General features: G+C 53.2%; 23 protein-coding genes. 9 read left to right on the top strand and 14 right to left on the bottom strand.

Annotated elements, in window-relative coordinates:
• Positions 1 to 8: 8 nt before the first annotated feature.
• The 12 genes from nth to ACXUPB_RS10140 form a co-directional block, all read right to left on the bottom strand.
• Complete coding sequence (gene nth / locus ACXUPB_RS10085; RefSeq protein ID WP_035558592.1) at positions 9 to 647, bottom strand: endonuclease III; 639 nt, start codon at positions 645 to 647, stop codon at positions 9 to 11.
• A gap of 74 nt (positions 648 to 721) precedes the next feature.
• Positions 722 to 1,423 carry an electron transport complex subunit E gene (locus tag ACXUPB_RS10090; RefSeq protein ID WP_335597587.1) on the bottom strand — a complete coding sequence of 234 codons (702 nt, stop codon included), beginning with the start codon at positions 1,421 to 1,423 and terminating at the stop codon, positions 722 to 724.
• 11 nt (positions 1,424 to 1,434) lie between these two features.
• Complete coding sequence (rsxG, locus tag ACXUPB_RS10095) at positions 1,435 to 2,070, bottom strand: electron transport complex subunit RsxG (protein WP_281662037.1); 636 nt, start codon at positions 2,068 to 2,070, stop codon at positions 1,435 to 1,437.
• On the bottom strand, positions 2,067 to 3,107 hold the full coding sequence (locus tag ACXUPB_RS10100) for an RnfABCDGE type electron transport complex subunit D (protein ID WP_335597563.1): 1,041 nt from the start codon (positions 3,105 to 3,107) through the stop codon (positions 2,067 to 2,069). Before ACXUPB_RS10100 ends, rsxG begins: the two co-directional genes overlap by 4 nt.
• Entirely contained in the window at positions 3,104 to 4,777 is a 1,674-nt protein-coding gene (gene rsxC / locus ACXUPB_RS10105) for an electron transport complex subunit RsxC (RefSeq protein WP_335597562.1), read from the bottom strand. Before rsxC ends, ACXUPB_RS10100 begins: the two co-directional genes overlap by 4 nt.
• Positions 4,777 to 5,373 carry an electron transport complex subunit RsxB gene (gene rsxB, locus ACXUPB_RS10110; RefSeq protein WP_281662040.1) on the bottom strand — a complete coding sequence of 199 codons (597 nt, stop codon included), beginning with the start codon at positions 5,371 to 5,373 and terminating at the stop codon, positions 4,777 to 4,779. The genes rsxC and rsxB overlap by 1 nt, the downstream gene beginning before the upstream one ends.
• A gap of 12 nt (positions 5,374 to 5,385) precedes the next feature.
• A complete protein-coding gene (gene rsxA, locus ACXUPB_RS10115; RefSeq protein ID WP_007114112.1) occupies positions 5,386 to 5,967 on the bottom strand; it encodes an electron transport complex subunit RsxA in 582 nt (193 codons plus the stop codon).
• Positions 5,964 to 7,562, bottom strand: a complete 1,599-nt coding sequence (locus ACXUPB_RS10120) for a sensor domain-containing diguanylate cyclase (RefSeq protein WP_472956480.1) — start codon at positions 7,560 to 7,562, stop codon at positions 5,964 to 5,966. Before ACXUPB_RS10120 ends, rsxA begins: the two co-directional genes overlap by 4 nt.
• Positions 7,563 to 7,662: 100 nt before the next feature.
• Complete coding sequence (gene metG / locus ACXUPB_RS10125) at positions 7,663 to 9,699, bottom strand: methionine--tRNA ligase (RefSeq protein ID WP_472956482.1); 2,037 nt, start codon at positions 9,697 to 9,699, stop codon at positions 7,663 to 7,665.
• Positions 9,700 to 9,824: 125 nt separating this feature from the next.
• Entirely contained in the window at positions 9,825 to 10,106 is a 282-nt protein-coding gene (locus tag ACXUPB_RS10130) for a hypothetical protein (RefSeq protein WP_035558576.1), read from the bottom strand.
• A gap of 127 nt (positions 10,107 to 10,233) precedes the next feature.
• Entirely contained in the window at positions 10,234 to 11,415 is a 1,182-nt protein-coding gene (locus ACXUPB_RS10135; protein WP_035558574.1) for a 1-acyl-sn-glycerol-3-phosphate acyltransferase, read from the bottom strand.
• Positions 11,416 to 11,534: 119 nt separating this feature from the next.
• A complete protein-coding gene (locus ACXUPB_RS10140) occupies positions 11,535 to 12,464 on the bottom strand; it encodes a recombination-associated protein RdgC (RefSeq protein WP_472956484.1) in 930 nt (309 codons plus the stop codon).
• Between the two features lie 176 nt (positions 12,465 to 12,640).
• Between ACXUPB_RS10140 and ACXUPB_RS10145 the strand changes: the two genes are divergently transcribed.
• The 8 genes from ACXUPB_RS10145 to ACXUPB_RS10180 all read left to right on the top strand — a co-directional run bounded on the left by ACXUPB_RS10145 (position 12,641) and on the right by ACXUPB_RS10180 (position 23,717).
• Entirely contained in the window at positions 12,641 to 13,075 is a 435-nt protein-coding gene (locus ACXUPB_RS10145; protein ID WP_472956486.1) for an acyl-CoA thioesterase, read from the top strand.
• 153 nt (positions 13,076 to 13,228) lie between these two features.
• Positions 13,229 to 15,985, top strand: a complete 2,757-nt coding sequence (gene gyrA, locus ACXUPB_RS10150) for a DNA gyrase subunit A (protein ID WP_472956488.1) — start codon at positions 13,229 to 13,231, stop codon at positions 15,983 to 15,985.
• The gene (gene serC / locus ACXUPB_RS10155; protein WP_035558563.1) at positions 15,969 to 17,072 is read left to right on the top strand and encodes a 3-phosphoserine/phosphohydroxythreonine transaminase; all 1,104 of its coding nucleotides are present in this window, start codon (positions 15,969 to 15,971) and stop codon (positions 17,070 to 17,072) included. Before gyrA ends, serC begins: the two co-directional genes overlap by 17 nt.
• A 5-nt stretch (positions 17,073 to 17,077) precedes the next feature.
• Complete coding sequence (gene pheA / locus ACXUPB_RS10160) at positions 17,078 to 18,169, top strand: prephenate dehydratase (RefSeq protein WP_035558560.1); 1,092 nt, start codon at positions 17,078 to 17,080, stop codon at positions 18,167 to 18,169.
• Between the two features lie 5 nt (positions 18,170 to 18,174).
• Entirely contained in the window at positions 18,175 to 20,454 is a 2,280-nt protein-coding gene (locus ACXUPB_RS10165) for a bifunctional prephenate dehydrogenase/3-phosphoshikimate 1-carboxyvinyltransferase (protein WP_472956491.1), read from the top strand.
• A complete protein-coding gene (gene cmk, locus ACXUPB_RS10170) occupies positions 20,447 to 21,145 on the top strand; it encodes a (d)CMP kinase (RefSeq protein WP_472956493.1) in 699 nt (232 codons plus the stop codon). The genes ACXUPB_RS10165 and cmk overlap by 8 nt, the downstream gene beginning before the upstream one ends.
• A 183-nt stretch (positions 21,146 to 21,328) precedes the next feature.
• Positions 21,329 to 23,008: a 30S ribosomal protein S1 gene (gene rpsA / locus ACXUPB_RS10175; RefSeq protein ID WP_280106683.1), complete on the top strand. Its 1,680-nt coding sequence runs from the start codon at positions 21,329 to 21,331 to the stop codon at positions 23,006 to 23,008.
• A gap of 334 nt (positions 23,009 to 23,342) precedes the next feature.
• Positions 23,343 to 23,717: a histone-like nucleoid-structuring protein, MvaT/MvaU family gene (locus tag ACXUPB_RS10180; RefSeq protein WP_008957328.1), complete on the top strand. Its 375-nt coding sequence runs from the start codon at positions 23,343 to 23,345 to the stop codon at positions 23,715 to 23,717.
• A gap of 76 nt (positions 23,718 to 23,793) precedes the next feature.
• Here the strand turns inward: ACXUPB_RS10180 and ACXUPB_RS10185 are convergent, their stop codons facing one another.
• Together ACXUPB_RS10185 and ACXUPB_RS10190 are read right to left on the bottom strand one after the other, a co-directional pair.
• The gene (locus ACXUPB_RS10185) at positions 23,794 to 24,198 is read right to left on the bottom strand and encodes a hypothetical protein (RefSeq protein ID WP_472956495.1); all 405 of its coding nucleotides are present in this window, start codon (positions 24,196 to 24,198) and stop codon (positions 23,794 to 23,796) included.
• Between the two features lie 123 nt (positions 24,199 to 24,321).
• Entirely contained in the window at positions 24,322 to 24,609 is a 288-nt protein-coding gene (locus tag ACXUPB_RS10190; RefSeq protein WP_472956729.1) for a helix-turn-helix transcriptional regulator, read from the bottom strand.
• Between the two features lie 398 nt (positions 24,610 to 25,007).
• On the opposite strand from ACXUPB_RS10190, the gene ACXUPB_RS10195 reads away from it, so the two are divergent.
• Positions 25,008 to 25,367, top strand: a complete 360-nt coding sequence (locus ACXUPB_RS10195; protein ID WP_179915214.1) for a hypothetical protein — start codon at positions 25,008 to 25,010, stop codon at positions 25,365 to 25,367.
• Positions 25,368 to 25,394: the final 27 nt, after the last annotated feature.

Below are 25,394 nucleotides of genomic sequence, written 5' to 3' on the forward strand. Positions count from 1 at the left end.
GACTCCGTCTAGGCGATTTCAGTTTTGTCTTTATAGTCGCACAAATCCTCAATAATGCAGCTACCGCAGCGGGGTTTGCGGGCAATGCAGGTGTAGCGGCCGTGCAGAATCAGCCAGTGGTGAGCATCTTGCAGAAAAGCCTTGGGTACATGGCGTAGCAGTTTCTGCTCCACTTCAACGACATCTTTGCCTTTAGCGATGCCGGTACGATTGGATACCCGGAAAATATGCGTATCCACCGCCATGGTGGGCTGACCGAACGCCGTGTTGAGAATCACATTGGCGGTTTTACGGCCGACCCCCGGCAGGGCTTCTAACGCTTGGCGGGTGTTGGGTACTTCGCCACCGTGCAGGTTGACCAGCATATGGCAGGTTTTCATCAGATTTTCGGCTTTGGTGTTATATAGGCCGATGGTTTTGATATGTGCTTTAAGTTCGTCGATACCCAAATCAATGATCGCTTGGGGAGTATTCGCTACCGGGTAGAGCCGTGCGGTGGCTTTATTGACGCCCACATCGGTGGCTTGGGCGGAGAGCAGTACTGCCGCAAGCAGTTCAAAGGGGGTGCTCCAGTTCAGCTCAGTGGTGGGGTGCGGGTTCTCTGCCTGAAGGCGAGCAAAAATTTCATGACGCTTTTGGGCATTCATGGCGGGTCTCTTGATAAATGCGAATGATGAATATGAGCAACTGTTTACACGTCGATGTTTGAGTATCTTGCCAACTATTTAATCGTGCCGGTGACCCGCACGCGACGCTCAGGCCGAGGCGTTGTGGAGACTGGCTTGGCGCGTGCAGCGCTGCGTTGGTCAATGACGTTTTTCAGCGCGATTAACATACCTGCCACAAAAAAAGCCCCAGGCGGCAGCACAAAAAATAGGAACTGGTAGTCGTCGGCTATTGTCAGCTGCCAATTGGCGGCTTGAGGCCCAAACAGCAGCGCCATATCGCTGAATAGTGTGCCTTGGCCGAGTAGCTCGCGTAGCGCGCCCAGCAGTACCAGTACGGCGCCAAACCCTAGCCCCATCATAAAGCCATCAATGGCCGCTGGAATGACAGGTTGGCGCGAGGCAAAGGCATCCGCGCGGCCTAAAATGGCGCAGTTGGTGACAATCAGCGGAATAAAAATCCCCAGCACTTGATAGAGCGGGTAGGCGTAGGCGGCCATCAGTAGCTCAGCGCAGGTCACAAAAGCAGCAATCACCATCACGAACGCGGGCAGGCGCACTGCACTGGGTACCTGGTGTCGAATCATTGAAATCACTGTGCTGGCGCTCACCATGACCAACAGCGTGGCAAGCGCCAAGCCCAGCGCATTCACTACACTGCCGCTAACGGCTAACAGCGGGCAGAGCCCCAGCAGTTGAACCAGAGCAGGGTTGTTCGACCACAGCCCATCTCGGGCCAGTTGGCGCCATTGGCTTATTGGATGGAGGCTCATGCGCCGGGCTCCTTGAAAGTAATGGGTAACGGAGTGTCAGCGGCATATTGCAGCGCTTCATGTACGGCATTCACCACGGCGCGAGGCGTTATCGTTGCACCAGTAAAAGCATCAAAGTGACCGCCGTCTTTAGCTACCGCCCAGTCTTCCGGTGGCAAGCTCGCTAACCCTAAGCCATTAAATCGCGTAATCCAGTCGCTGCGGCTCCGCTCAATATCGTCGCCTAGCCCAGGGGTTTCCTGGTGTTGAGTGACGCGCACACCGCTAATGCGCTGCTGTTCGTCAATGCCGATCAGTAGGCGAATTTCACCGTTATAGCCTTGCCTGGTGAGCACCGGCAAAATGACGGCACTGTTCTCGCTGTCGCTTACCCACCAGCCTTGGCTGTCGCTTTTTAACCCCAATGCTTCGGGATTAGGCAGGGTAAAGGTGCCTTCTATCACCTGGGTGACGGGTATATTTCCCAGCGTTTGGGGGAGTACTTCGTGTAGCTGACGGTGCTGGTAAGCCAACTGATGGGTCGCTATTCGCTCGGCGGTAAGTGCTCGAGTGAGTGCAACGCTACCCGCAGTAACCAGAGCAAAGGTGCCCAATGCGAGAGCACCGCGCTGCATGGCTTGGAAGAGCGTCATGGCTGCTCACCCCGGGAGCTTTTTGGCTGCCCCGTCGGGCGTGGCACGCTGTACAGGTCTATCAGCGGTACGCATAGATTCATCAGCAACACCGCAAACGCCACTGCATCCGGGTAACCGCCAAAGGTGCGAATAATGATAATCAAGGCGCCGATACCGGCTCCATAAAGTAGTTTGCCGCGACGGCTGGTGGCGGCGGAGACCGGGTCGGTGGCGATAAAAAACGCCCCAAACAGCGTCGCCCCGGTAAGCAGGTGAAAAAGCGGTGAGGCAAAGTGGCTGGGGTCGCTGAGATAAAACAGTGTGGCAAGTAGTAATACGCTGCCAAGCATCGCCACCGGGATGTGCCAGCTAATAATTCGCTTTACGAGTAAAAGGATGCCACCCGCTAACCAAGCAAGGGCTACCCAGCGCCAGGCATTAAGCGTCCCATCGGGCAGTGGGTTAGTTGCCCAGAATTCGCTGGCAAGCACTGCCTCGCCTTTGTGTTTAAAGGCATCGAGCGGTGTGGCACCACTTAGGCCATCTAGCTGAGCCGTAGGTAGCGTTCCAGTGATTTGTGCCCACAAGCCCTCCGGGAGTAGTTCTTGGGGTGGCGCCCACAGCGTCATGTAGGTAGGAAACGACACCAATAGCAGCGCATAACCGATCATGGCCGGGTTAAAAGGATTGTGGCCTAAACCACCGTATAGCTGCTTGCCCACCACGATGGCGGCGATCATCCCAACGCCGATCAACCACCAGGGGCTAGCGGGGGGCAGCGAAACGCCGAGCAAAATAGCAGTGAGTAGAGCGCTGGCGTCATTCAATGTAACGCGAATGGGCCGCTTGCGGAGCCGCAGAACCGCGGCTTCAAGCGCTACACCCAATACAGCGGCTATTAATATATTGCTGAGTACGCCCAGACCAAAAAAGTAACTCATGGTGGCGATGCCCGGCAGCGTCGCCACGATCACCCTGCGCATTAAGCTTGCTGTGGGCGGCACGAAAGTCGTCACGGGGGCGTCGTTAACGCCTGACGCGTGCATCATGCTCATGAAGACTCCTCGCTTGGGGAGGGGGCAGAGTCTGCTTGCTGTTCCTTCGCCTGGGCAAGCTGAGATTCGGCTGCTTTCAGGTTCTCTTGGGCAGTGGCAAGCTGCATCTCCAAATCATCTAGCGGCTGTTTGGGGTCTTCCTGGGCGACGCGTGCCAGGGTCTTTTCAGCTTTTTTAACCGATGCCTTGGCAGCGGCATGGGCAATTCTTAGGCCCCGTAAATCGACCTTTTCACTGCTGGCAACTGCGCTGGTCGGCGTGCGACGTTGTTGCGATTTGCGCGCTTCTTTGCGTGCCTGTTTTTCTGCCTCTTCCCGAGCGAGCCGCGCTTGGCGAAACTCAAAACGGTGCTTGGCGTACTCCGCTTTTGCTGTCTCAATCCGCTGCAGGCGTATCCGGCTTTTAGCCTCGCGGTAATCCACGACTAGCGGAATATGGCTGGGGCAGACGTAGCTGCAAGCGCCGCACTCTATGCAGTCGAACAAATGATAGCGCTCCATCTTGGCATCGTCGTTGGCGCGGGCGTACCAGTGCAACTGTTGGGGTAGCAGCGACACCGGGCAAACGCTTTCACACTCACCACAGCGTATGCAGGGCGATTCCACAGGGGCAGGTGGTAGTTCGACAATAGTCGCCGCGATTAAACAGTTGGTAAGTTTGGTAACCGGCGTATCGAGTGTTAGCAGCGGCGCTCCCATCATGGGGCCGCCCTGAATCACTTGGTGTAATGCTGTGTGATCTAGTCCGACTTGTTCCAGCATTTCTTTGATGGAGGTGCCCAACCTTACCCAGCGATTACCGGGCTGACTAATCGCTTCGCCTGTTAGCGTGACAACCCTGGACACCAGCGGCTGACCATCACGCACGGCATGTAGTATTGCCAGCAAGGTGCCGGGATTATGGCACAGCACGCCCACATCGGCGGGCAAGCCGCCGCTGGGAACATGACGGTCTAGCAGTCGCTTAATCAGTTGGCGCTCGCCGCCGCTGGGGTAGCGGGTGGAAATTACTTTGAGCTCAACGGTAATCGGCTGGCTCTTCTGTATCGCCTGACGCAGCGCTTCAATGGCCTCGGGTTTGTTATCTTCAATGCCAATAACGATATGTTGCGCGCCACACAGTTTGGCGCTTATCTGGGCGCCTTCGAGTACGTCGTTAGCGTAATGTCGCAGGGTGAGGTCGTCGGCGGTGATATAGGGTTCGCACTCCGCAGCGTTAATCACCAAGGTGTGGATCGTATGCCGTTCAACCACTCTCGCTTTAATATGCGTGGGGAACCCAGCACCGCCTAATCCAACAATCCCACTCTCGTTTAAGCGTTCAAACAGCGCATTGGGGGCGGCGCGTTGCCAGTCGAGGCTGGGTAACCGGAGCCACTCATCCTGACCATCGCTATCAATGATGATTTGGGTGGCGTTAACCTCGCTCACCGTTCCGCTAATACTGGCGTGCAGATTACTGGAGATCATGCCTTCGCGCTTGGCAATGACGCTACCTACTTTGACTGTATCGCCCGGCGCGACACAGGGCGTGGCGGGCTGGCCGCTGTGCTGTTGCAGCGGCAGCGTCACTCGGCCAGGTAATGGCGCGTCAATCAGCTCGGCCTGATTCGATCGCTGTTTGCGCTCGGGCGGGTGAATTCCACCGGGGAAATCAAAGGCGTTCGACATCAAGACACCCCTGGTGCGGTTTGGCGGTCGCTGGCAATCATGTTTGAAGAGTGCGCTGTTACCGGTTGCCAATGGGTGAGCGGTGACGTTCGCGGTAGCATATCGATACAATCCACGGGGCAAGGGTCAAGGCACAGGTCGCAGCCGGTACACTCATCTTCAATCACGGTATGCATTAACTTAGCCGCACCAATAATCGCATCGACCGGGCAGGCTTGAATGCACTTGGTACAGCCGATGCACTCCGCTTCACGAATAAACGCCACTTTTGCTTCGCTTTGAGCTTCGCCGTCCAGGGGCTCAGGCTCCCGGCCTAATAGATCAGCGAGGGCGTGGATCGTCGATTCGCCACCTGGCGGGCATTTATTCAGTGCATCGCCTTGGTTAATCGCCTCGGCATAAGGGCGGCAGCCTGGATAGCCGCACTGGCCGCACTGAGTTTGCGGCAATAGTGCATCAATTTGTTCCACCAGTGGGTTATCTTCCCGCTTGAAGCGTTCGCTCACCACGCCTAGCAGGGCACCAAAACCCAGGCCTAAGCCGGTTAATACCGCAACGGCGCTAAGCATGCTGATAGCATCGAATGTGTCACTCATTATGCGCTACCTTCACCCTTGTACTAATCCGGAAAAGCCGAGAAACGCTAGCGACATAAGGCTAGCGGTCACCATGGCAATCGCCGCACCTTGAAACGGTTTAGGAATATCCGCGCCTGCCAAACGCTCACGCATGGCAGCAAATAGTACCAAAATAAGCGAAAAACCCAGCGCTGCTCCCAAGCCGTAGAGGGTGGTATGAAAAAAGCTCAGTTCGCGGTTAAGCGATAGCAGCGCTACGCCCAATACCGCGCAGTTGGTGGTAATAAGCGGTAAGAATATTCCCAGTACTTGATGCAGTAGTGGGCTTAATTGACGAACCATAATTTCTGTAAATTGAACCACCGCGGCGATCACCACAATAAAGCTGATAGTGCGCAGGTACGTCACATCCAGCGGCACCAGCAGCCCATGATAGACCACGAAGCTAGCGGCTGACGCCAGGGTCAGTACGAAGGTGGTGGCCAGGGACATGCCCATGGCCGACTCCAACTTATTAGAGACGCCCATAAATGGACATAGACCCAAAAATTGAACCAGTACGAAGTTATTGACCAGCGCAGTGCTGATCAAAATGATAAATAGCTCACTCATGATGGCGCACTGTGCGAAGAAATTGTGGCGTTGGCGAGCGAAGGCGTATAAACCTTGGCGCAGTGGCGCCCTGCAGCTTTGGCTGCGTAAAGCGCTTGGTCAGCGGCCGTCATTAATCCGCTGGGCGTCATCACACCTCCTATATCCAACTGGCTAATACCAATGCTGACGGTGACATACGAGGCCACTGGCGACATCTGGTGAGGATGCTTTAATTGGTCAATAGCATCACTAAGCGATTGGCTTTTTTCCATTGCTTGGGTGGCGGTGTTCGCAGGCAACATAGCACTGAATTCCTCCCCACCTGTGCGCGCGATAAAAAAACCATGGGCAGTGGCAACGTCATGCATCGTCTGCGCTACTCGTTGCAAACATATATCGCCTTCGGGGTGTCCGTAATGGTCGTTAAACAGTTTGAAATGATCAATGTCGATCATCATTACCGACAAGGGCTGACCTGTGTTCAAGGATATATTAACGACCTCTCGCAGGCGCTGATCGAATAATCGGCGATTGGGCAGACCGGTCAATGGGTCGTGGGTAGAGAGTTCGATAAGCTCAGCGTTGAGCTGTTGTTGATGCTTGAACTGCTCTTGAAAGGCGCGTGCTAGGACGCCAATTTCATCTCCGCGTCCTAATAGATTGCTTGATCCCTTTAGATCCACGCTGGCTTGCTGAGTAAACTGGGTCAGAGTTCTGAGTGGCTTCAGAATAATATGCTCCAGTAGCAGCAGAACAAGGCCAATCACTAATAGCATCAAGCAGGCTGTCCATAAAAGTACGTAGCGAAACGTTTCTAGACTGGCCAAATAACTGGTGCGATTAAGCTGGGTTCCCAATGCTAACTGCTCGTTATGCGGGTAGGTAGTTAAATAGCGCTGCGCCTGGATCGTATTGCCTGAGATAGTGACGGCTGTGTCATTATTGATACCGCCTTCCACCATCGAAAGCGTCGTTGGTAGCCCTGTATAGTCTTCTATGATCGTCAACCAGGCATCGTCCATTGGCCTCACTTTGAATAGCCATCCCTGGGGCGGGCCGCTCTCATCAGTTCTCACAATGGGATTGGATGCTACCATTAGCGGCGTTGTACCCGCATACAGCCTGCTTTTCCCCTGTTCTGGATCTTCTTTAATAGAAGACTGCATTGTGCGAATCAGCCCCGACATCCAGCGGCACTCACGTTCTGCGGTATAGCAAGTGTGGTATTGGCCGGTAGCAGGATTGAGACCTGCTAGAAAATGTACATCGCCCTCCGCATTGAAAAAGGCCATTAGCTGGTAGCGCATTTCTTCAAACATCTGTTGGCTAAAATTGGTATCCGTATAGCCAGGGTAGTTACCCTGAATAAATTCATAGGTATCGTCCCAGATCGACCAGTCTCGCGCTTGGGCTAGTAGTTCTTGTTGGCTGATATTGAGGCTGCGTTCAATTTGCGCTAGTTCCTGGATTACTACCGCACGCTCTTCCTTATGAAGTGCGGGAAATATTACCCACTTGCTCAAGGCAGCTAAGGAAATAAGGGCTAGTAATAACACCCCGCCCAAGGCGGCCAGAAAACGAAAGCGCAAAGATCGAGAGAAGCGTTGAACCATAGGGTATGCCTAAGCGAAACGGTGACGATGTAAGATAGATTCAAAAATAAAAGGGGCAAAGGCGTTTAGCCTCTGCCCCTTTGGCATGGCTCTATAGTGATTAGGTGACCCGCTGGCCCGGTTCGGCACCGGTATCTGGGGAAAGCAGATAAATACCTTCTTCATTGGCTGAGGCTAGTACCATACCTTCAGACATTCCAAAGCGCATTTTACGCGGAGCCAAGTTGGCAACCATAACCGTCAAGCGACCTTCCAGTGCTTCAGGCGCGTAAGCAGAGCGAATGCCTGAGAACACATTGCGCGTTTCGCCCCCCAGGTCGAGGGTCAGTTGCAGCAGCTTATCAGCGCCTTCCACGTATTGGGCTTTGGTGATACGCGCAATGCGCAGGTCAACCTTGGCAAACGCCGCAAAGTCGATTTCAGCGGCGATGGGGTCATCCGCCAGCGGGCCTTTGGGCGTTTCTTTCAGTTTTTGCTCTTCCACAAGATCTTCCTTCGACGCTTCGATCATCGCATCGATTTTATCCCGGTCAACGCGGGTCATTAGTGGCTTGAATTTATTGATCGAGTGATCGGTCAGGACAGCTTGGCGCGTGTGCCAATCCAACGACTCGACATTAAGAAATTCGCGGGCTTGCTCAGCCATCGCCGGCACTACCGGGGCTAGATACACCATCAACTGACGGAACAGGTTAATGCCTACCGAGCATATATCCAGTACTTCGCCATCGCGCCCATCCTGTTTAGCCAGGGCCCAGGGCTCTTTATCAGCAATGTAGGTATTGGCCTCATCCGCCAGTTCCATAATTTTGCGCATTGCCCGGCTAAATTCCCGGGCTTCAAAATCTTCGGCAATATCGTCACCGGCGGCAATAAAGCGGGCGACCATCTGTGGCTCAGCGCAGTGAGCCGAGAGAGTGCCACCGCCAATTTTTTTAACAAAACCGGCGCAGCGGCTAGCAATGTTGACTACTTTGCCGACTAAATCTGAGTTTACCCGCGCGGCAAAGTCTTCCAGGTTTAAATCCAAATCATCAACTTTGGAGGTAAGCTTTGCGGCAAAGTAGTAGCGCAAGTATTCCGGGTTGAGGTGATCGGCGTAGGTGGCGGCTTTAATAAATGTCCCGCGGGATTTCGACATCTTGGCACCGTCTACCGTCAGGAAGCCGTGGCAGTTGACGGCTGTCGGCGTGCGCAAGTCAGCGCCATGCAGCATGGCGGGCCAGAAGAGCGCATGGAAGTAGACGATATCTTTGCCGATAAAGTGGTACACCTCGGCATCAGAGCCTTTCTTCCAATAGCTGTCGAAGTCGATACCTTCGCGATCACACAGGTTCTTGAAGCTGGCCAGATAACCTATCGGCGCATCCAGCCAGACATAGAAATACTTGCCAGGTGCGTCGGGGATTTCAAAGCCAAAGTAGGGCGCGTCGCGGGAAATGTCCCACTCGTTAAAACCGGACTCAAACCACTCCATCAACTTATTACGGATTTGCGGCTGAACGTGACCGTCGTCAATCCAGCGCTGTAGGAAGTCGGCAAAGTCGGGCAGCTTAAAGAAGTAGTGGGTTGAGGTGCGTACTTCGGGCGTTGCGCCAGAAATTGCTGAGACTGGATTAATCAAGTCAGCGGGGGTGTAGGTAGCACCGCACTTTTCACAGTTGTCGCCGTACTGGTCCTCTGAACCGCATTTAGGGCAGGTGCCTTTAATAAAGCGGTCGGCTAAAAACAAGCCTTTCTGGGGATCAAACATCTGCTCAATATCACGCGTGGCAATATGACCTTTATCGCGCAAGCGCTTATAAATCATTTCACTGAAGTGGCGATTTTCAGTGGAATGAGTCGAGTGATAATTATCGAACCCAACACCAAAACGGGAAAAATCGGTTTGATGATCCTTGGAAACCCGCTCAATAAGCGCTTCGGGGGTTATACCTTCTTGCTCGGCGCGCAGCATAATGGCGGTGCCATGGGCATCATCAGCACATACGTAGTAGCACTGTTGACCACGGCTTTTCTGGAAACGAACCCAGATATCCGTCTGAATATATTCAAGCAGGTGGCCGAGGTGAATAGCTCCGTTGGCGTAAGGGAGCGCGCTAGTCACCAAAATATTGCGCGTGGCGGTAGTAGACATGGTGAAGGTTAATTCCGAGTGAATAAGGGTGCCGATCAGGCGGTAACTAAAAACACGGCGAAGTCACTGTGGGCTTCGCCGCTGGCTTTCCTTAGCAACGATTAATACGATGCTTTATACAACATTTAATACAAGGCCTGCTCTTCCTGAACCACTTCGCGCAGCAGTTCTAAAAAAAGCTTATCAGCCTCAGAGTGCTCAGCCGGATCTTCCGGAATATGCACGCTGGTAGTATCGGAAATTTCGTTAGCAATCCGTGCCATGGCCGCGGGGCTGTTGCCTTCGGTCAGTTGCTGCCTGGCGATCACAAGGGATTGCTCAAGAATTTTGGGGTCTTGAAGCAATTTGCGAATAAAGCCACGCAGCTCATTGATGACACGTGTTTTCTGGATTTCTGAACCGGACATGGGAGTCTCCTTAGGATCGCGAACGACGACAGGGCCAAGCGAAGCCAGTCAATGCGTTGACCATAGCATTTTTTCTGCCAACGGGCATGAGTTGCACGGCATTAAACCTGCAGATTAAAACGCTGGTTTAAAGCGTCAATCGACCGGCTTTGTGCTTGACGGGGTTCGCGTATTGAGCAAGCCAATATGGCCTTAACGCCTCAGGTACATCGGCAAGTCGTGCATTGAAACGCTCCCTGTCTTGTTTAGTAATCGCTTTACGCGCTACTAATTCCGGTGCTTCACCCAATGCTTCAAGCGCTAAATAGTGGCTGGGAAAGAGGCGGTACCCGCCAATCACCTGACGATCAATCTCCGCGGCCACTTCGTCTGGCGTTGCCATATCAGCACCAACTGGCGTACCAAAATGCAGCCGCACGCGTCCCTTAGAGCCGGTAATGCCAGCCACAATGGAGCGAATATCTTCAAACTCACTTTTGGCGTAACTGCCTTGGGTGTCAATATCGTACAGCTCCTGGGCTTTTTGCACGTCGCAGGGGTCATATTCATAGCTAATCGACACCGGCACCAGTTTTAGCTCAGCGATGGCCTCACCAAAGACCATGTCGCGCTCTGAAGCACGTCTCGCCATGATTAGCATTTTGATGATCGCAGGCTCGGTATGGTCGATACCGTTCTTTGCCCGGCCTTCACGTTGTGCCATCCAGATGGAGTGCTGGTCTTCGGTAATCGTGTGGCGAATATAGGCCGAAAGCTGTTGATACGCTGCCAGCATTGCCCGTTTGCCCCGTGCACTACGCGGCACAATAAAGCTTTTATTGAGTCGCATTAGGTCAGTGACATAGGGCTTTTTGAGCAGGTTATCACCGATGGCGATACGCACGGTGTCACGATTCGCTTGATAGAGCGCATAGTTGACGAAAGCAGGGTCCAACGAGATATCGCGGTGATTACCAATGAATAAGTAGGCGCCCTTGGGGTCAAGCTTATCAAGCCCAGTGACTTCAAAGGCATCCGTGGTGGTACGAATCATGCGCTCCATATAATGCGCAATACGCATTTGAAATTCGTAGACCGATGTAACTCCTTTCACTTCACGACGGACCGCGCGACTGGCAAAGCCACGCGCCAGTGACGGCGCCCAGCGTGCCAAGCGCGGAAGCCGAAAGCGAGTCAGCGCATCCAGCAACTCGTTGTCCCGTGAGAGCCTAGCAAGAACATCGGCTACTTCATGATCCATAAAGGGCCGAATGTCAGCCCACGGGTCTGTCTCGTTAGCGGTATTAGTAGCGTTATTGTGATGAGTCATGCGAACCGTTGGATGATAAACCGTTGGTGATTAGGAAGAGTGTCGATTATGAGCGTTAAAGCGAAGATTTATAGAGCTATTGCTAGAACACTTTTTAGAACTATTTATTTTAGAGCTATTTATTGAGCTGCGGGTTCCCGCTGCGTCTCGCCACCGAGCCACTCTATCAAGCGCGGAATATCGGTAGATAGTGCCTGCGCCATTAAAATAAAGTCTGTTTCCAGGCGGGCGAGCGCATCGTCACCGTCGTCAGCATGGTCCGCCTCTTCAATGAGGGCATCGCCAAAGCGCAACGATTTCAGCGCCAAATCATCGTGCAGCACGAAGCTTAACCGGCCTTCTAAGCTCACAGCGAGTTTGCTGGCCTGGCGGCCGCTTTCGAGTAACTGCTGGATTTCATCACTGTCTAAATCGACTTGGCGCGCGCGAAGTACGCCGTCATCGCCTTTCGCTTTGAGCTCGACTTGATCACCCAGCTGCAGATCGACAGGGCGGCTAGCCACATCGCCCAGCCAAGTGGTCATGGCGCGAATAGGCAACGTTTGCGAACTCAGCGGGGTGACTTTCAAGCTGCCCAGGGTTTCGCGCAGCAAATCCAGAATGTCTTCGGCGCGGGTTCTTGAGCTGGCATTGATACCGATCATCTGGCCATTAATATCCCACCAAAGATCAATTTTCTGGCTACGCACAAAAGCGCGGGGTAATAAATTCTCGGTTACCTGCTCTTTAAACGCGGTTTTCTCTTTGCGGGTAACTTTACGGCTTTCGCTGGCTTCGATATCGGCGACGAGCTCGTCGACTTCTTCTTTGACTACCGAGGCAGGCAGTAGCCTCTCTTGGCGAAGGGCGGAAAGAAGGCGATGCGATTGAATTTCGTGAACGAGTTGCCCGCCGCCCATACGTCCAGCGGGTGCAGTCCAGCCCAGGCGGCGTGCATCAGCGTTGCCGAGTGGTTTGGCGGCATGCTCTTGTAAAGCGCTAGCGAGCGCATCGCTGGATAACTCGGGCGCGTCGTGCAGGCGGTATAAATGCAAGTGCTTAAACCACATGAGGCCAATCCTGTTCAAAAGGTGGCACATTATGGCGAAAGCGGGGCATTCCTACCAGTGGATGCCATTAATCGTCTCTGTTGCACGTGTTTCAAACTTGTGTTTGATTGAGGGTTTGCCAACTAAATACGATCTACCAATTAATTGCATTGTTTAACTGATCAGTAGGAGGGGTTATGAGTACATCGTTGTCACGGGTTCAATTACGCGTTCGTGGCTATCACTTGGATGGCTATGGGCATGTGAATAACGCTCGCTACCTGGAGTTTATGGAAGAGGGCCGTTGGGATTACTTCGATCAACATCCAGCGATGATCAAGGAGCTCCATCAGGCTGGTCGGGCGTTTGTGGTGGTTAACTTGAATATTGATTATTTGGCCGCGGCGTGTCACGGCGATGATTTAGAAATCATGACGGGTATCGTCGACGTCGGTGGGCGTAGCGGCCTCTGTCATCACCGCATCGTGCGCAAAGACGGTACCGTCATTGCCCAGGCAGATTTGACCTTCGTGCTGCTGGATATGCGGGCTAATAAAGCCGCTGCCATTGAGGGCGAGGTGCGTGAAGCGTTAACGGCGTTAATCTTGGAGAAAGAGGCATTTACCCCCTAAACGGCTTTGGTGAGCTCCCTGGCTGCCCTTGCTGCTTTTGCAGTGGTATGATGGCGAAGTATTTGCGCGCCGCTCCATTGAGTTTTTAGGGGCGGTGTTTTTAAGCGCTTTCAACTCTCGCAGTGCCAATGCAGTGCAAAGGATCTGACTTTCATGGGTGACATCGCCAGAGAAATCTTGCCCGTCAATATTGAAGACGAGCTTAAACAGTCGTATCTCGACTATGCGATGAGCGTCATTATCGGCCGCGCGCTTCCAGATGTGCGGGATGGCCTTAAACCGGTTCACCGGCGTGTGCTGTTTGCCATGCATGAACTGGGTAATGACTGGAATAAACCGTACAAGAAGTCGGCGCGTGTCGTCGGCGATGTCATCGGTAAATACCATCCGCACGGTGATAGCGCGGTATACGACACCATCGTACGTATGGCGCAGCACTTTTCGATGCGTCATGTGCTGGTCGACGGCCAGGGCAACTTCGGTTCAATTGATGGGGATAACGCGGCCGCCATGCGTTATACCGAGGTGCGTATGTCGCGCCTTGCCCACGAACTGCTCGCTGACCTGGAAAAAGATACCGTCGACTGGGTCGATAACTACGACGGTACCGAGCGTATTCCTGCGGTATTGCCTACCAAAACGCCCAATTTGCTGATCAATGGCTCCTCGGGCATTGCGGTAGGTATGGCAACCAATATTCCACCGCACAATATGCGTGAAGTGATTGATGGTTGCTTAGCCTTAATCGACGACTACACGCTGACCGTGGATGACCTGATGGAGTACATCCCCGGGCCTGATTTCCCCACCGGGGCGATTATCAATGGTCGCGCGGGTATCTTGTCGGCCTATCGTACCGGCCGTGGGCGTATTTATGTGCGCGCCTGCCACACCATCGAACATCATGATAAAACCGGTCGCGATCACATTATTATTAGTGAGCTGCCGTATCAGGTGAACAAAGCGCGGTTAATTGAAAAGATTGCCGAGCTGGTGAAAGAGAAGAAGATCGAAGGCATCGCTGAGCTGCGCGATGAGTCGGATAAAGATGGCCTGCGCGTGGTGATTGAAATCAAGCGCGGCGAGTCCGGCGAAGTAGTGGTCAATAACCTGTTTGCCCAAACGCAGCTGCAAAACGTGTTCGGGATTAACATGGTGGCGCTGGAAAATGGTCAGCCACGCACGCTCAACCTCAAAGAAATGCTGGAAGCCTTTATTCGCCACCGGCGAGAAGTGGTTACCCGGCGAACGCTGTATGAGCTGAAAAAAGCCCGTGAGCGTGGTCATTTGTTGGAAGGCTTGGCCGTTGCTATCTCGAATATCGACGAAGTGATCGAGCTTATCAAAGCTTCACCCAACGCGGCAGAAGCGCGTGAAAAGCTCCTCGCTCAAACTTGGCAGCCTGGTCAGGTGACCGCCATGTTGGAACGGGCCGGGGCTACTTCTTGCAAGCCAGAGGAGCTGGAAGAGGGCTTTGGATTAAATACCGCGGCCACCTCCTATCGGCTATCACCTGCCCAGGCGCAGGCGATTCTTGAGTTACGTCTGCACCGTTTGACGGGCCTTGAGACCGAGAAGCTGCTCGATGAATACCTGACGATTCTTGAGAAAATTGCTGAGCTTACTGAGATTCTGGCATCGCCTGATCGGTTGATGGAAGTGATCCGGGAAGAGCTGCACGCCGTGCGTGATCAGTTTGGCGATGACCGTCGTACTGAAATTCAGGCCAGCCACCTGGATCTTTCGATTGAAGACTTGATCGCCGAAGAAGACATGGTCGTGACCGTGTCGCGCTCTGGTTACGCCAAGACGCAGCCGCTGTCGGATTACCAAGCCCAGCGTCGTGGTGGTCGCGGTAAGTCTGCCACCGCCATGAAAGACGAAGATGTGATTGAGCACCTTCTGGTGGCGTCTACTCACGATACCGTGCTGCTGTTCTCCAATCGCGGCAAAGTGTACTGGCTGAAAGTGTATGAAATGCCCAACGCCAGCCGTGGCTCGCGTGGCAAGCCGCTGGTCAATATGCTGCCGCTGGAAGAGGGCGAAGCGGTTAACGCGATCTTGCCGGTGCGCGACTACAATCCTGATAATTACATCTTCTTTGCCACGGCCAAAGGTACCGTCAAACGTACCAGCCTTGAGCAGTTCTCGCGCCCGCGTAGCGTAGGTCTTATCGCCATTGACCTTGAAGAGGGCGACCGCTTAGTGGGCGCTGCCATTACCACCGGTAATGATCATGCCATGCTGCTGTCGTCTAACGGCAAGGCCATTCGCTTTGAAGAGGGTAAAGCCCGCGCCATGGGTCGTACTGCTCGGGGCGTGCGTGGTATGCGCTTGGCCGGCGATGCGGAAGTCATCAGCTTGATTATTCCCAAGAGCCAGCAAATCGACGCCGAAGCGGATGCCGAAGAAGAAACTCAGAATGGAACGCAAGAGAGCGTCGTGACCGAAACCGCCGATGGTCAGATCTACATTATGACCGCCAGTGAGAACGGTTACGGTAAACGCACGCGCCTGGAAGAGTTCCCGCTGCGTGGCCGTGGTGGTCAGGGTGTTATCGCCATGCAAACCAGCGAGCGTAACGGTTCGCTAGTCGCGGCGATGCAGGTTTATGACAGCGATGAAATGATGCTGATCACTGACCGTGGCACGCTGGTGCGTACGCGTGTTGAAGAGGTTTCAACCACCTCGCGTAATACCCAGGGCGTGATGTTGATTCGTCTGGGTAAAGAAGAAAAATTAGTCAAAACCGTTCGTGTTGATGAGCCCGCCGAAGTCGATCTGACCGCTCTTGAGGAAGGTGCCGAAGAGGGTGCCGAAGCTAGCCTTGAAGAGCGACCTGAAGACGTTCAGACGAGCGAATCATCCGATGACGCACAGGAACCGGGGACTGATGACACGTCATTATAATTTCTGCGCAGGGCCAGCGGCCCTGCCAGTAGCCGTACTGGAACGCGCCCAGGAAGAGTTACTGGACTACCATGGGCGCGGCCTTTCCGTCATGGAAATGAGCCACCGCAGCGACGAGTTTGTTGCTATTGCTGAGCGTGCAGAAGCTGATTTTCGCGAGCTTCTAGGCGTGCCAGATAACTATAAAGTGCTGTTTTTGCAGGGCGGCGCGAGTATGCAATTTGCCATGCTGCCGATGAACCTGCTGGGACAGGGCGGTAGCGGCAACTTCATTCAGACCGGTATCTGGGGCAAAAAAGCGCTCAGCGAAGCAAAGCGCCTTGGGTTCGCTTGTCATGTTGCCGCAAGTAGCGAAGCTAATGGCCACATGGCGGTGCCTGCGCTGGATACCATTAGCGTTAGCGATGACGCGGCCTATTTACACTACACGTCGAACGAAACAATTGGTGGCTTGGAGTTTGACTATACGCCCAATGTGCAGCGTGCCGATGGCGCTAGCGTACCGTTGGTCTGCGATATGTCGTCAAATATCCTTTCTGGGCCGATCGATGTTAGCGATTTCGGCGTGATCTACGCGGGCGCGCAGAAAAATATCGGCCCCGCTGGTTTAACGTTAGCCGTTGTTCGTGACGACTTGTTAGGCAAAGCCCAGGCCAACATTCCTTCGCTGTTTGATTACAAAATGCTGGCCGAAGCGGGTTCGATGGTGAATACGCCGCCGACCTACGCTTGGTATTTGGCGGGCTTGGTCTTTCAGTGGCTAAAAGACGACATTGGTGGACTAGCAGCGATGGACGTCATTAATCAGCGCAAAGCCGATAAGCTTTATGCGGCGATTGATGCCAGCGACTTTTATAGCAACCCGATTGCTAAGCACAATCGCTCGCGTATGAACGTACCGTTTGTCTTGGCCGATGCGGCGCTGGATAAAGCGTTTTTACAACAAGCCGATGCGGCGGGGCTGCTCAATTTAAAAGGCCACCGCAGCGTCGGCGGTATGCGGGCTAGCCTATATAACGCAGTGCCTGAGTCTGCGGTAGATGCGCTGATCGCATTTATGGCCGATTTCGAACAAACAAGGGGCTAAACACCATGTCCGACACGTCGATCAATCTGGATGAGCTGCGCCAGCGAATCGATCAGCTCGATAGCGATATTCTGAATCTGATCAGTGAGCGCGCCAGTTGTGCCCAGCAGGTGGCGCATGTGAAGCTGGCCGAAGATAAAGATGCGGTGTTCTACCGCCCTGAGCGAGAAGTGCAGGTGCTGCGGCGCATCATGGCCTTGAATAAAGGCCCACTTGATTCAGAAGAGATGGCGCGGCTGTTTCGCGAAATCATGTCGGCGTGTTTGGCATTAGAGCAGCCGGTTAAAGTGGCCTATTTGGGCCCTGAGGGCACTTTCACTCAGCAGGCGGCGCTCAAGCACTTTGGTGAAAGTGCGGTTAGTTTGCCCATGGCGGCGATTGATGAAGTGTTTCGTGAAGTTGAGGCGGGCGCTGTGCATTACGGCGTGGTGCCGGTGGAAAACTCCACCGAAGGGGTAGTCAATCACACTCTTGATACCTTTATGGACTCCTCCATTAAAATTTGTGGCGAGGTGGTGCTGCGTATTCATCATCATCTGTTGGTCAGTGAGACGACCCGCCGCGATAAAGTGTCGCGTATCTATTCCCACCCGCAATCCTTCGGGCAATGCCGGAAATGGCTCGATGCTCACTATCCCCATGCGGAGCGCGTGCCGGTTTCCTCTAATGCGGAAGCGGCTAAGTTAGTCAAAACCGAGTGGCATAGCGCGGCCATTGCGGGGGATATGGCAGCGAAGCTATACGGACTTACTCACATTGCTGAAAAGATTGAAGATCGGCCCGATAACTCGACGCGGTTTTTGATTATTGGTAACCAGGATGTGCCCATGGCAGGCGAAGACAAAACCTCCATTGTCGTCGCCATGCGCAATCAGCCGGGGACGCTCCACGCTCTGCTTGAGCCGTTTCATCGTCATCAGATCGATTTAACCCGTCTCGAAACGCGCCCTTCGCGCACTGGCGTTTGGAACTATGTCTTTTTTATCGACTTTAAAGGCCATCGTGATGAGCCCAAGGTCGCGGCAGCGCTTGAAGAGGTGCAGCTGCGAGCAGCGGACTTGCGTGTGCTGGGTTCCTACCCGATAGGGGTACTGTGACATTAATGGATGGAAGCAGCGTAACAACATCATCTTGTCATGAGTCGCGCTTATTAATTGTTGGTCTGGGATTGATTGGTGGTTCGCTTGCGGCAGCCCTGCGCGCTTCAGGATTTAAGGGGCAGATTGTTGCCTGTGATCCTGATAAAAATGAAATCGCCCGCGGTATAGAGATGGGGCTGATCGACTCAGGCGGTACCCATCTTGCGGCGCAGGTGAGTGGCGCTACCATGGTGGTGCTGGCGGTGCCGGTGCTGGCAATGGAAAGTGTAATGACCCATTTGGCGGGTGTCCTGGCATCTGCGTCACCGAGTGTGGTTATTACCGATGTTGGTAGCACCAAGGCCGCTATCCGCGCCTGCGTCCAACGAGTATTTGGTCAAGTGCCTACCAATATGGTGCTGGGACACCCTATTGCCGGTTCAGAGAAAAGTGGTGTGGCGGCGGCGAATCCACGCCTTTATGTGGATCATAAGGTGATACTTACCCCCGAGCCCAACGTAGATGCCGACGCTTTGATGCGAGTGCGTTGCTTGTGGGAAGCCTGCGGTGCCGATGTGCTGGAAATGGACGTAGAGCGCCATGATCAAGTGCTGGCGCGTACGAGCCATTTACCCCATCTGCTGGCGTTTTCATTAGTGGATACGTTGGCACGCCAAGATGAGCGCTTAGAGATTTTCCGTTATGCGGCCGGTGGTTTTCGTGATTTTACCCGTATCGCGGGTAGCGATCCGGTCATGTGGCGAGATATTTTTATCGCTAATAAGCAGGCGGTATTGGCATCGTTGGATGATTTTGAAGCGGGGCTTTTGCGCTTGCGTCAGGCGGTAGAAGCCGGTGACAGCGATGCGCTGATTGCCACCTTTGATCGGGCCAGCCATGCCCGGCACTATTTCGACTCCTTATTGAATAAAACCAGTTATCAGGCGGAATATCATATGCAACCACAAGGTAAGGTCACCTACCGTGTGCAGCCGGGCGGTCAAGCCCAGGGGCGCTTGCGCGTACCGGGCGATAAATCCATGTCGCATCGCTCCATTATGCTGGGCGCGCTGGCAGAGGGTGTTACTGAAGTAAAAGGCTTTCTGGAAGGCGAAGACAGTCTGGCGACCCTGCAGGCGTTTCGTGAAATGGGTGTGGCGATCGAAGGGCCACATCAAGGTAAAGTCACCATCCATGGCGTTGGCATGCACGGTTTAAAAGCCCCCGCAGGGCCGCTCTATGTAGGCAACTCGGGCACCGCCATGCGGCTGTTTTCCGGCCTGCTCGCGGGTCAGGCGTTTGATAGCGAGCTAACCGGCGATGAGTCGCTGACCAAGCGCCCCATGGGGCGCGTGGCTGACCCGCTACGCTTAATGGGAGCCACTATTGATACGGCTGAGGGTGGTCGCCCACCGCTTAAAATCAGCGGTGGCGCCAAGCTTAAAGGCATTTATTACGATATGCCCATGGCCAGTGCCCAGGTGAAATCCTGCCTGCTGTTGGCGGGGCTGTACGCGGAGGGCGAAACGCGGGTGCGCGAACCTGCGCCGACCCGTGATCATACCGAGCGCATGCTCAATGGCTTTGGTTATGCGGTTTCCCGAGAAGGCGATACCTGCTGGCTGCAGGGCGGCGGTAAGCTAACAGCGGGACCGATTGATGTGCCTTCTGATATCTCTTCCGCAACCTTCTTCTTGGTTGCGGCGGCGATTACGCCAGATGCTGATATCACGTTAGAGCACGTGGGAATTAACCCTACCCGGATAGGCGTCATCAATATTCTGAATTTGATGGGGGCCGATTTAACGCTTGAGAACGAGCGCGAAGTAGGCGGCGAGTCGGTAGCCGATATTCGTATCCGCTACGCACCGCTGAAAGGCATCGATATTCCCGTTGATCAAGTCCCGTTAGCGATTGATGAATTCCCCGCACTATTTATTGCCGCCGCCAACGCCGATGGCGTGACTCGCCTAAGGGGCGCCGAAGAGCTGCGCGTCAAAGAATCTGATCGCCTCCAGGCAATGGCGGATGGCATGGCTATTTTGGGTATTAAACACACCCTGCTTAACGACGGTATAGATATTGCCGGCAATGGCGATGCGCAAAAAGCGAGCTACGGCGGCGGGCGTATCGATAGCCTGGGCGATCACCGTATTGCCATGGCGTTCGCGATTTCATCACTGCGTGCGAGTGCAGAAATTGAGATTGAAGACTGCGCTAATGTGGCGACCTCTTTCCCAGATTTCGTTGAACTAGCCACGCGCATCGGCATGCGCGTTAGCGTGGAGGGTGCGCATGAGTGATCGCGCTTCAGCTGTTCCCGTTCTCACCATTGATGGCCCAGGCGGGGCGGGTAAAGGCACCATTAGTGGCTTAGTGGCGGAACGCCTGGGCTGGCATTTACTGGATAGTGGCGCACTTTATCGGCTGACGGCTCAAGCGGCGGTTAAGCATAACGTAGCCGTTGACGATGAGGTTGGGCTTGCCCGCTTAGCGGAGCAGTTAGATGTAGCCTTTCCGGTTGAAGGTGGCCAGCCGCGCACGTTGCTAGAAGGAGAAGACGTTGGCCAGGTGATTCGTACCGAACAGGCTGGCGAGCGTGCCTCACAAGTAGCGGCGCTACCTGCCGTACGCCAAGCACTGCTGCAGCGCCAGCGCGATTTTTGCCAAACGCCAGGGTTGGTCGCGGATGGGCGTGATATGGGCACAGTGGTCTTTCCCGATGCCCCGCTAAAGATTTTTTTGACGGCAAGCGCCGATGAACGGGCGCGTCGACGTCATCTGCAGTTGCAGGAAGCCGGGGTGAATGCTAGTCTTTCGAGTCTTTTAAAGGAGATTCAGGCACGCGATGCACGCGACACGCAGCGTAGTGTGGCTCCTCTCAAGCCGGCAGATGATGCCATTACGCTTGATACCACGCGCCTGAGCATACCGGAAGTGGTTGATCGACTGACCGAACTGCTCGCCCAAAGAGGGCTGGTAAGCGGCGTGTGATTCTCCCTTGCGGCGTTTTTGGATAGGTGTCACGACGTGGCAGGGCACTAAACTCACATCGGTGAGCCCGGTCAGGTCTAACCAGCGTTAACACCTCCAAAGGCTGAGTGACATTAGGCCCGCACTTGCTGGTGGTGCGGAGAAGGCATTTATGCCTCAACAACGTAATTACGTAGGAACACCATGAGCGAAAGCTTTGCTGAGCTGTTTGAACAGTCTCTTAACGACATCAACATGGAGCCAGGCGCAATTGTCGCGGCTCAGGTTGTCGACATTGACGGTGACTGGGTTACTGTCAACGCTGGCCTAAAATCTGAAGGTCAGATTCCGGCGTCACAATTCCGCGATGAACACGGTAACCTGAACATCGCTATCGGTGACGACGTGCACGTTGCACTGGAAGCCGTTGAAGATGGCTTCGGTGAAACGCGTCTGTCTCGTGAAAAAGCCAAGCGTGCAGAAGCTTGGAAGATTCTGGAAGCAGCCTTCGAGAAAGACGAAATCATCAAGGGCGTTATTAACGGTAAGGTTAAAGGCGGCTTCACAGTTGAAGTTGACTCTATCCGTGCCTTCTTGCCTGGCTCGTTGGTTGACGTTCGTCCGGTTCGCGACACTGCGCACCTGGAAAATAAAGAGCTGGACTTCAAAGTCATCAAGCTCGATCCGAAGCGCAACAACGTTGTGGTATCACGTCGTGCGGTTCTGGAAGCAGAGAACAGTGCCGAGCGCGAAGCGTTGCTGGCTACTCTGCAAGAAGGCCAGCAGATTAAGGGTATCGTTAAGAACCTGACAGACTACGGCGCTTTCGTAGACCTGGGTGGTGTTGACGGCCTGCTGCACATTACAGACATGGCGTGGAAGCGTATCAAGCATCCGTCCGAAATCGTTGCCGTTGGCGACGAGATCAACGTCAAGGTTCTGAAGTTTGACCGTGAGCGCAATCGCGTTTCACTGGGTCTGAAGCAGTTGGGCGAAGATCCGTGGGTCAACATTAAAGAGCGTTACCCAGAAGGCATGAAAGTGCACGCAGTCGTCACTAACCTGACTGACTACGGTTGCTTTGCCGAGCTGGAAGAGGGTGTTGAAGGTCTGGTGCACGTCTCTGAAATGGACTGGACTAACAAAAACATCCATCCGTCCAAAGTCGTTCAAGTGGGCGATGATGTTGACGTTATGGTATTGGATATCGACGAAGAGCGTCGTCGTATTTCTCTGGGTATTAAGCAGTGCACTGCTAACCCTTGGGAAACCTTCAATACTGACTACAACAAGGGCGATCGTGTTTCCGGTACCATCAAGTCAATTACTGACTTCGGCATCTTTATCGGCCTGGAAGGCGGTATTGACGGTCTGGTTCACCTGTCTGATATTTCTTGGACTGATACTGGCGAAGAGGCCGTACGCAGCTTTAAGAAAGGCGACGAAGCTGAAGCCGTTATCCTGTCTATTGATCCTGAGCGTGAGCGCATCTCGCTGGGCATCAAGCAGATGGATTCTGACCCCGTTGCTGAGTACCTGTCAGTCAACGATAAGGGCAGCATCGTAACGGGTCGCGTCATTGAAGTTGATGCTAAAGAAGCTCAAGTTGAATTGGCGACTGACGTTATTGCTGTGCTGAAAGCCTCTGAGATCAGTGCTGACCGCGTAGAAGATGCGCGCAATGTGCTGAATGAAGGCGACAGCGTTGAAGCGCGTATTGTGAGTGTTGATCGCAAGAGCCGCCAGATTAATCTGTCGGTTAAAGCGAAAGACCAGGACGATACGCGTCAGAATCTGAAGAAGATTCGTGAGCAAGAGCCGGAAACTGCGGGTGGCCCGACTACAATCGGCGACCTGATCAAGCAGCAGATGGGCCAAGACTAATTATCGATTAGTTATTGGTTGATAAAAGCGCCGCCCTTATGGGCGGCGCTTTTGTTTGTAAGTGTTGAACGCTTCTAATAGATGACACATAGATTCACATAGCAATGATGCGCTATTAGGGTTATAAAACACTTTAAATAGCAGTTGTGTTTTTAAAAAACGATTAGTAATTGAGTAAAAATCAACTAGACTGTTGTCAGTTAGTCTTTTTGCAGCAATAATGTCCCAGCATTCTGAACTAGTAGGTGCCAAGGTTGTCAAGTTAGCACCTAAACCAGTTGAACCCCTTTCAGTTGGACCCCGTTCAGTTGGATACGATACTAAAGGAACCTCGATGTCATTACTTAACGAATATATCCAAAAAGAACAGCAGCTGAAGCAGCTTCAAGAAGACCTACAGCGCTTAGAAGGCGATCAGCGCCTTAAAAGCGAGTTGGAATTCAAGGCCAAACTTGAAGCGCTTATGACTGAGTTCGGCAAGCGTCCCAGTGACGTCATTGCTTTATTAGATCCCGCTTCTGACCAGCGTAGTGTTAAAACGACGGCTAGTGGCAATGCGCGCCGTAAGCGTCGTCTTAAAATTTATAAAAACCCTAAAACTGGGGAAGTCATCGAAACGCGCGGCGGCAATCATAAAGGTCTGCGTAGCTGGAAGGATGAGTACGGTGATGAAGCCGTCGAATCCTGGCTGGTTCGCATGGAAGATTAAGCAAGTTAATAACCGGCATTTCTTTACAGGAGTGCCGGTTTTTTTATGATCTCTGCTCAGCGGTGCCTCAAAGACGTTATCCTTCCTGCTGGCCTATAAGCGGGAGCCGAAGCTCTAAATAATGTGCTTTCCATAAGACCTGAGGCGGTTGGCCGCTTACGTGAAAGCTATCCTGACTGTAAAGCACGTGCGTGATGGTCTGCGCCAATGCATCATGAAGATCAGCTAAATCACCAAAGCGCGTACTTGAATAGTAATGGGTTGGAATATCGACCCGCCGATAAGGCACCGGTAAGGCAATGTCTTGAGCGTTATCTGTTTGTTCAAGGTAAAAACCTACGTCTGTGCGGTAAGAATGATAATATTCATTATTAAGTGCATCCACTTTGGCCGATAGTATAGCAGGCAGTGAAATGGTGGTTGTCGATAGGCTTAATCGCGCCGGTAAGCAGGCTAGCTGCTCGTTATGATAGCTTGGCATCCCTTAGCCCTTTAATACGCTCGGGAGCTTGATAGAGGCGCATTCGGATCATTTGGCGGTCACTGGCTTTTTGGATGTTCGTCTTGAGGCCTGAATTAGGCATTGAATATGACAACGCGCTTTTTAGTGGTTCCGAAAATTGCGCGGCCTGAGCTGATAGCGACGCTGAAATGCGCGTGAAAAGGATGAATGATTATGATACCCACAACATATCGCAATTTGCGCTATATTGAGAGGCGTAAGGGCTAACAATACAGCCGCCCGTTCTAACCGTCTTTTTTCGCGGTAGGCGCTCGGCGTAATTTGAAAGCTTTGGCGAAATTGGCGCCGTACTTGGGAAGACGAATAACCAATATGGTTAATCAGGTCTTCAATACCAAGCGGCTTATCAAGTGTGTCCTGCAGCCAGATCTTAGCTCATGTCATCGCATTGAACATTATCTGGCCTCTCATGCGTGAATCGGACAGGTCGTGCTTATCTCGCCTGTAGTGCACTCTCCCTGTGCGTTAGTGTTGGTAACCTAGCTGAAGAGCAAATGTTCAGCGTTTAGATAAGAGTTGAATCTCTGTTCAGGCTACTTGTCGCTATGTTGATGCTAAGCATCAATTTTTGAGTTATCGCTGACTGTGGCGTATTTGATAAAATGTTTGTCACCCTCGTGTGCCTAATGATGTTGCCTTTATGCTGGCAACAGGGTGGAAGAGGCAAGTTTGCTCGTTATCTTTATGCGTTTGTGCACAGTTTTTGCAAAAAACGCTACGTATGTAGCCATGTCGACCATTTCAAGCAAGGTGTAAATGAAACATCGATGAAATATCAAAAGGTTCAAAAGCCGGTAGATGAGCGTGAGAAGCTGCGTAAATTTCGTGAACTAGACGATGCCTTTGCGCAGGCGTTACGTCAGTTAGACGATCCTGAAAGCGATTTTGATATACCGACGGGGCCGCCGGTAAGGTCGCTTGCGGCATTGGAGCAAGATGATGTAGAAGCCAAGCAGAAGGAACAACAACAAGAGCAGGAGCGTGTGTTCAAACAGCGCTTTGAAGCTTTGCTGAATGAGTATGGTATTGACCATGGCGATCTGGCCGAACTGGTCGAAACACTACTTGGCTATGGGTTATGGCAGCAGGATCAAGTGCCAGGTAGGGATCAAGTGCCAGGTAGTTAGCACCTCTACTATATCCTACGTGTGGTA

The organism is Vreelandella sp. DA03-1M (genome assembly GCF_055725665.1).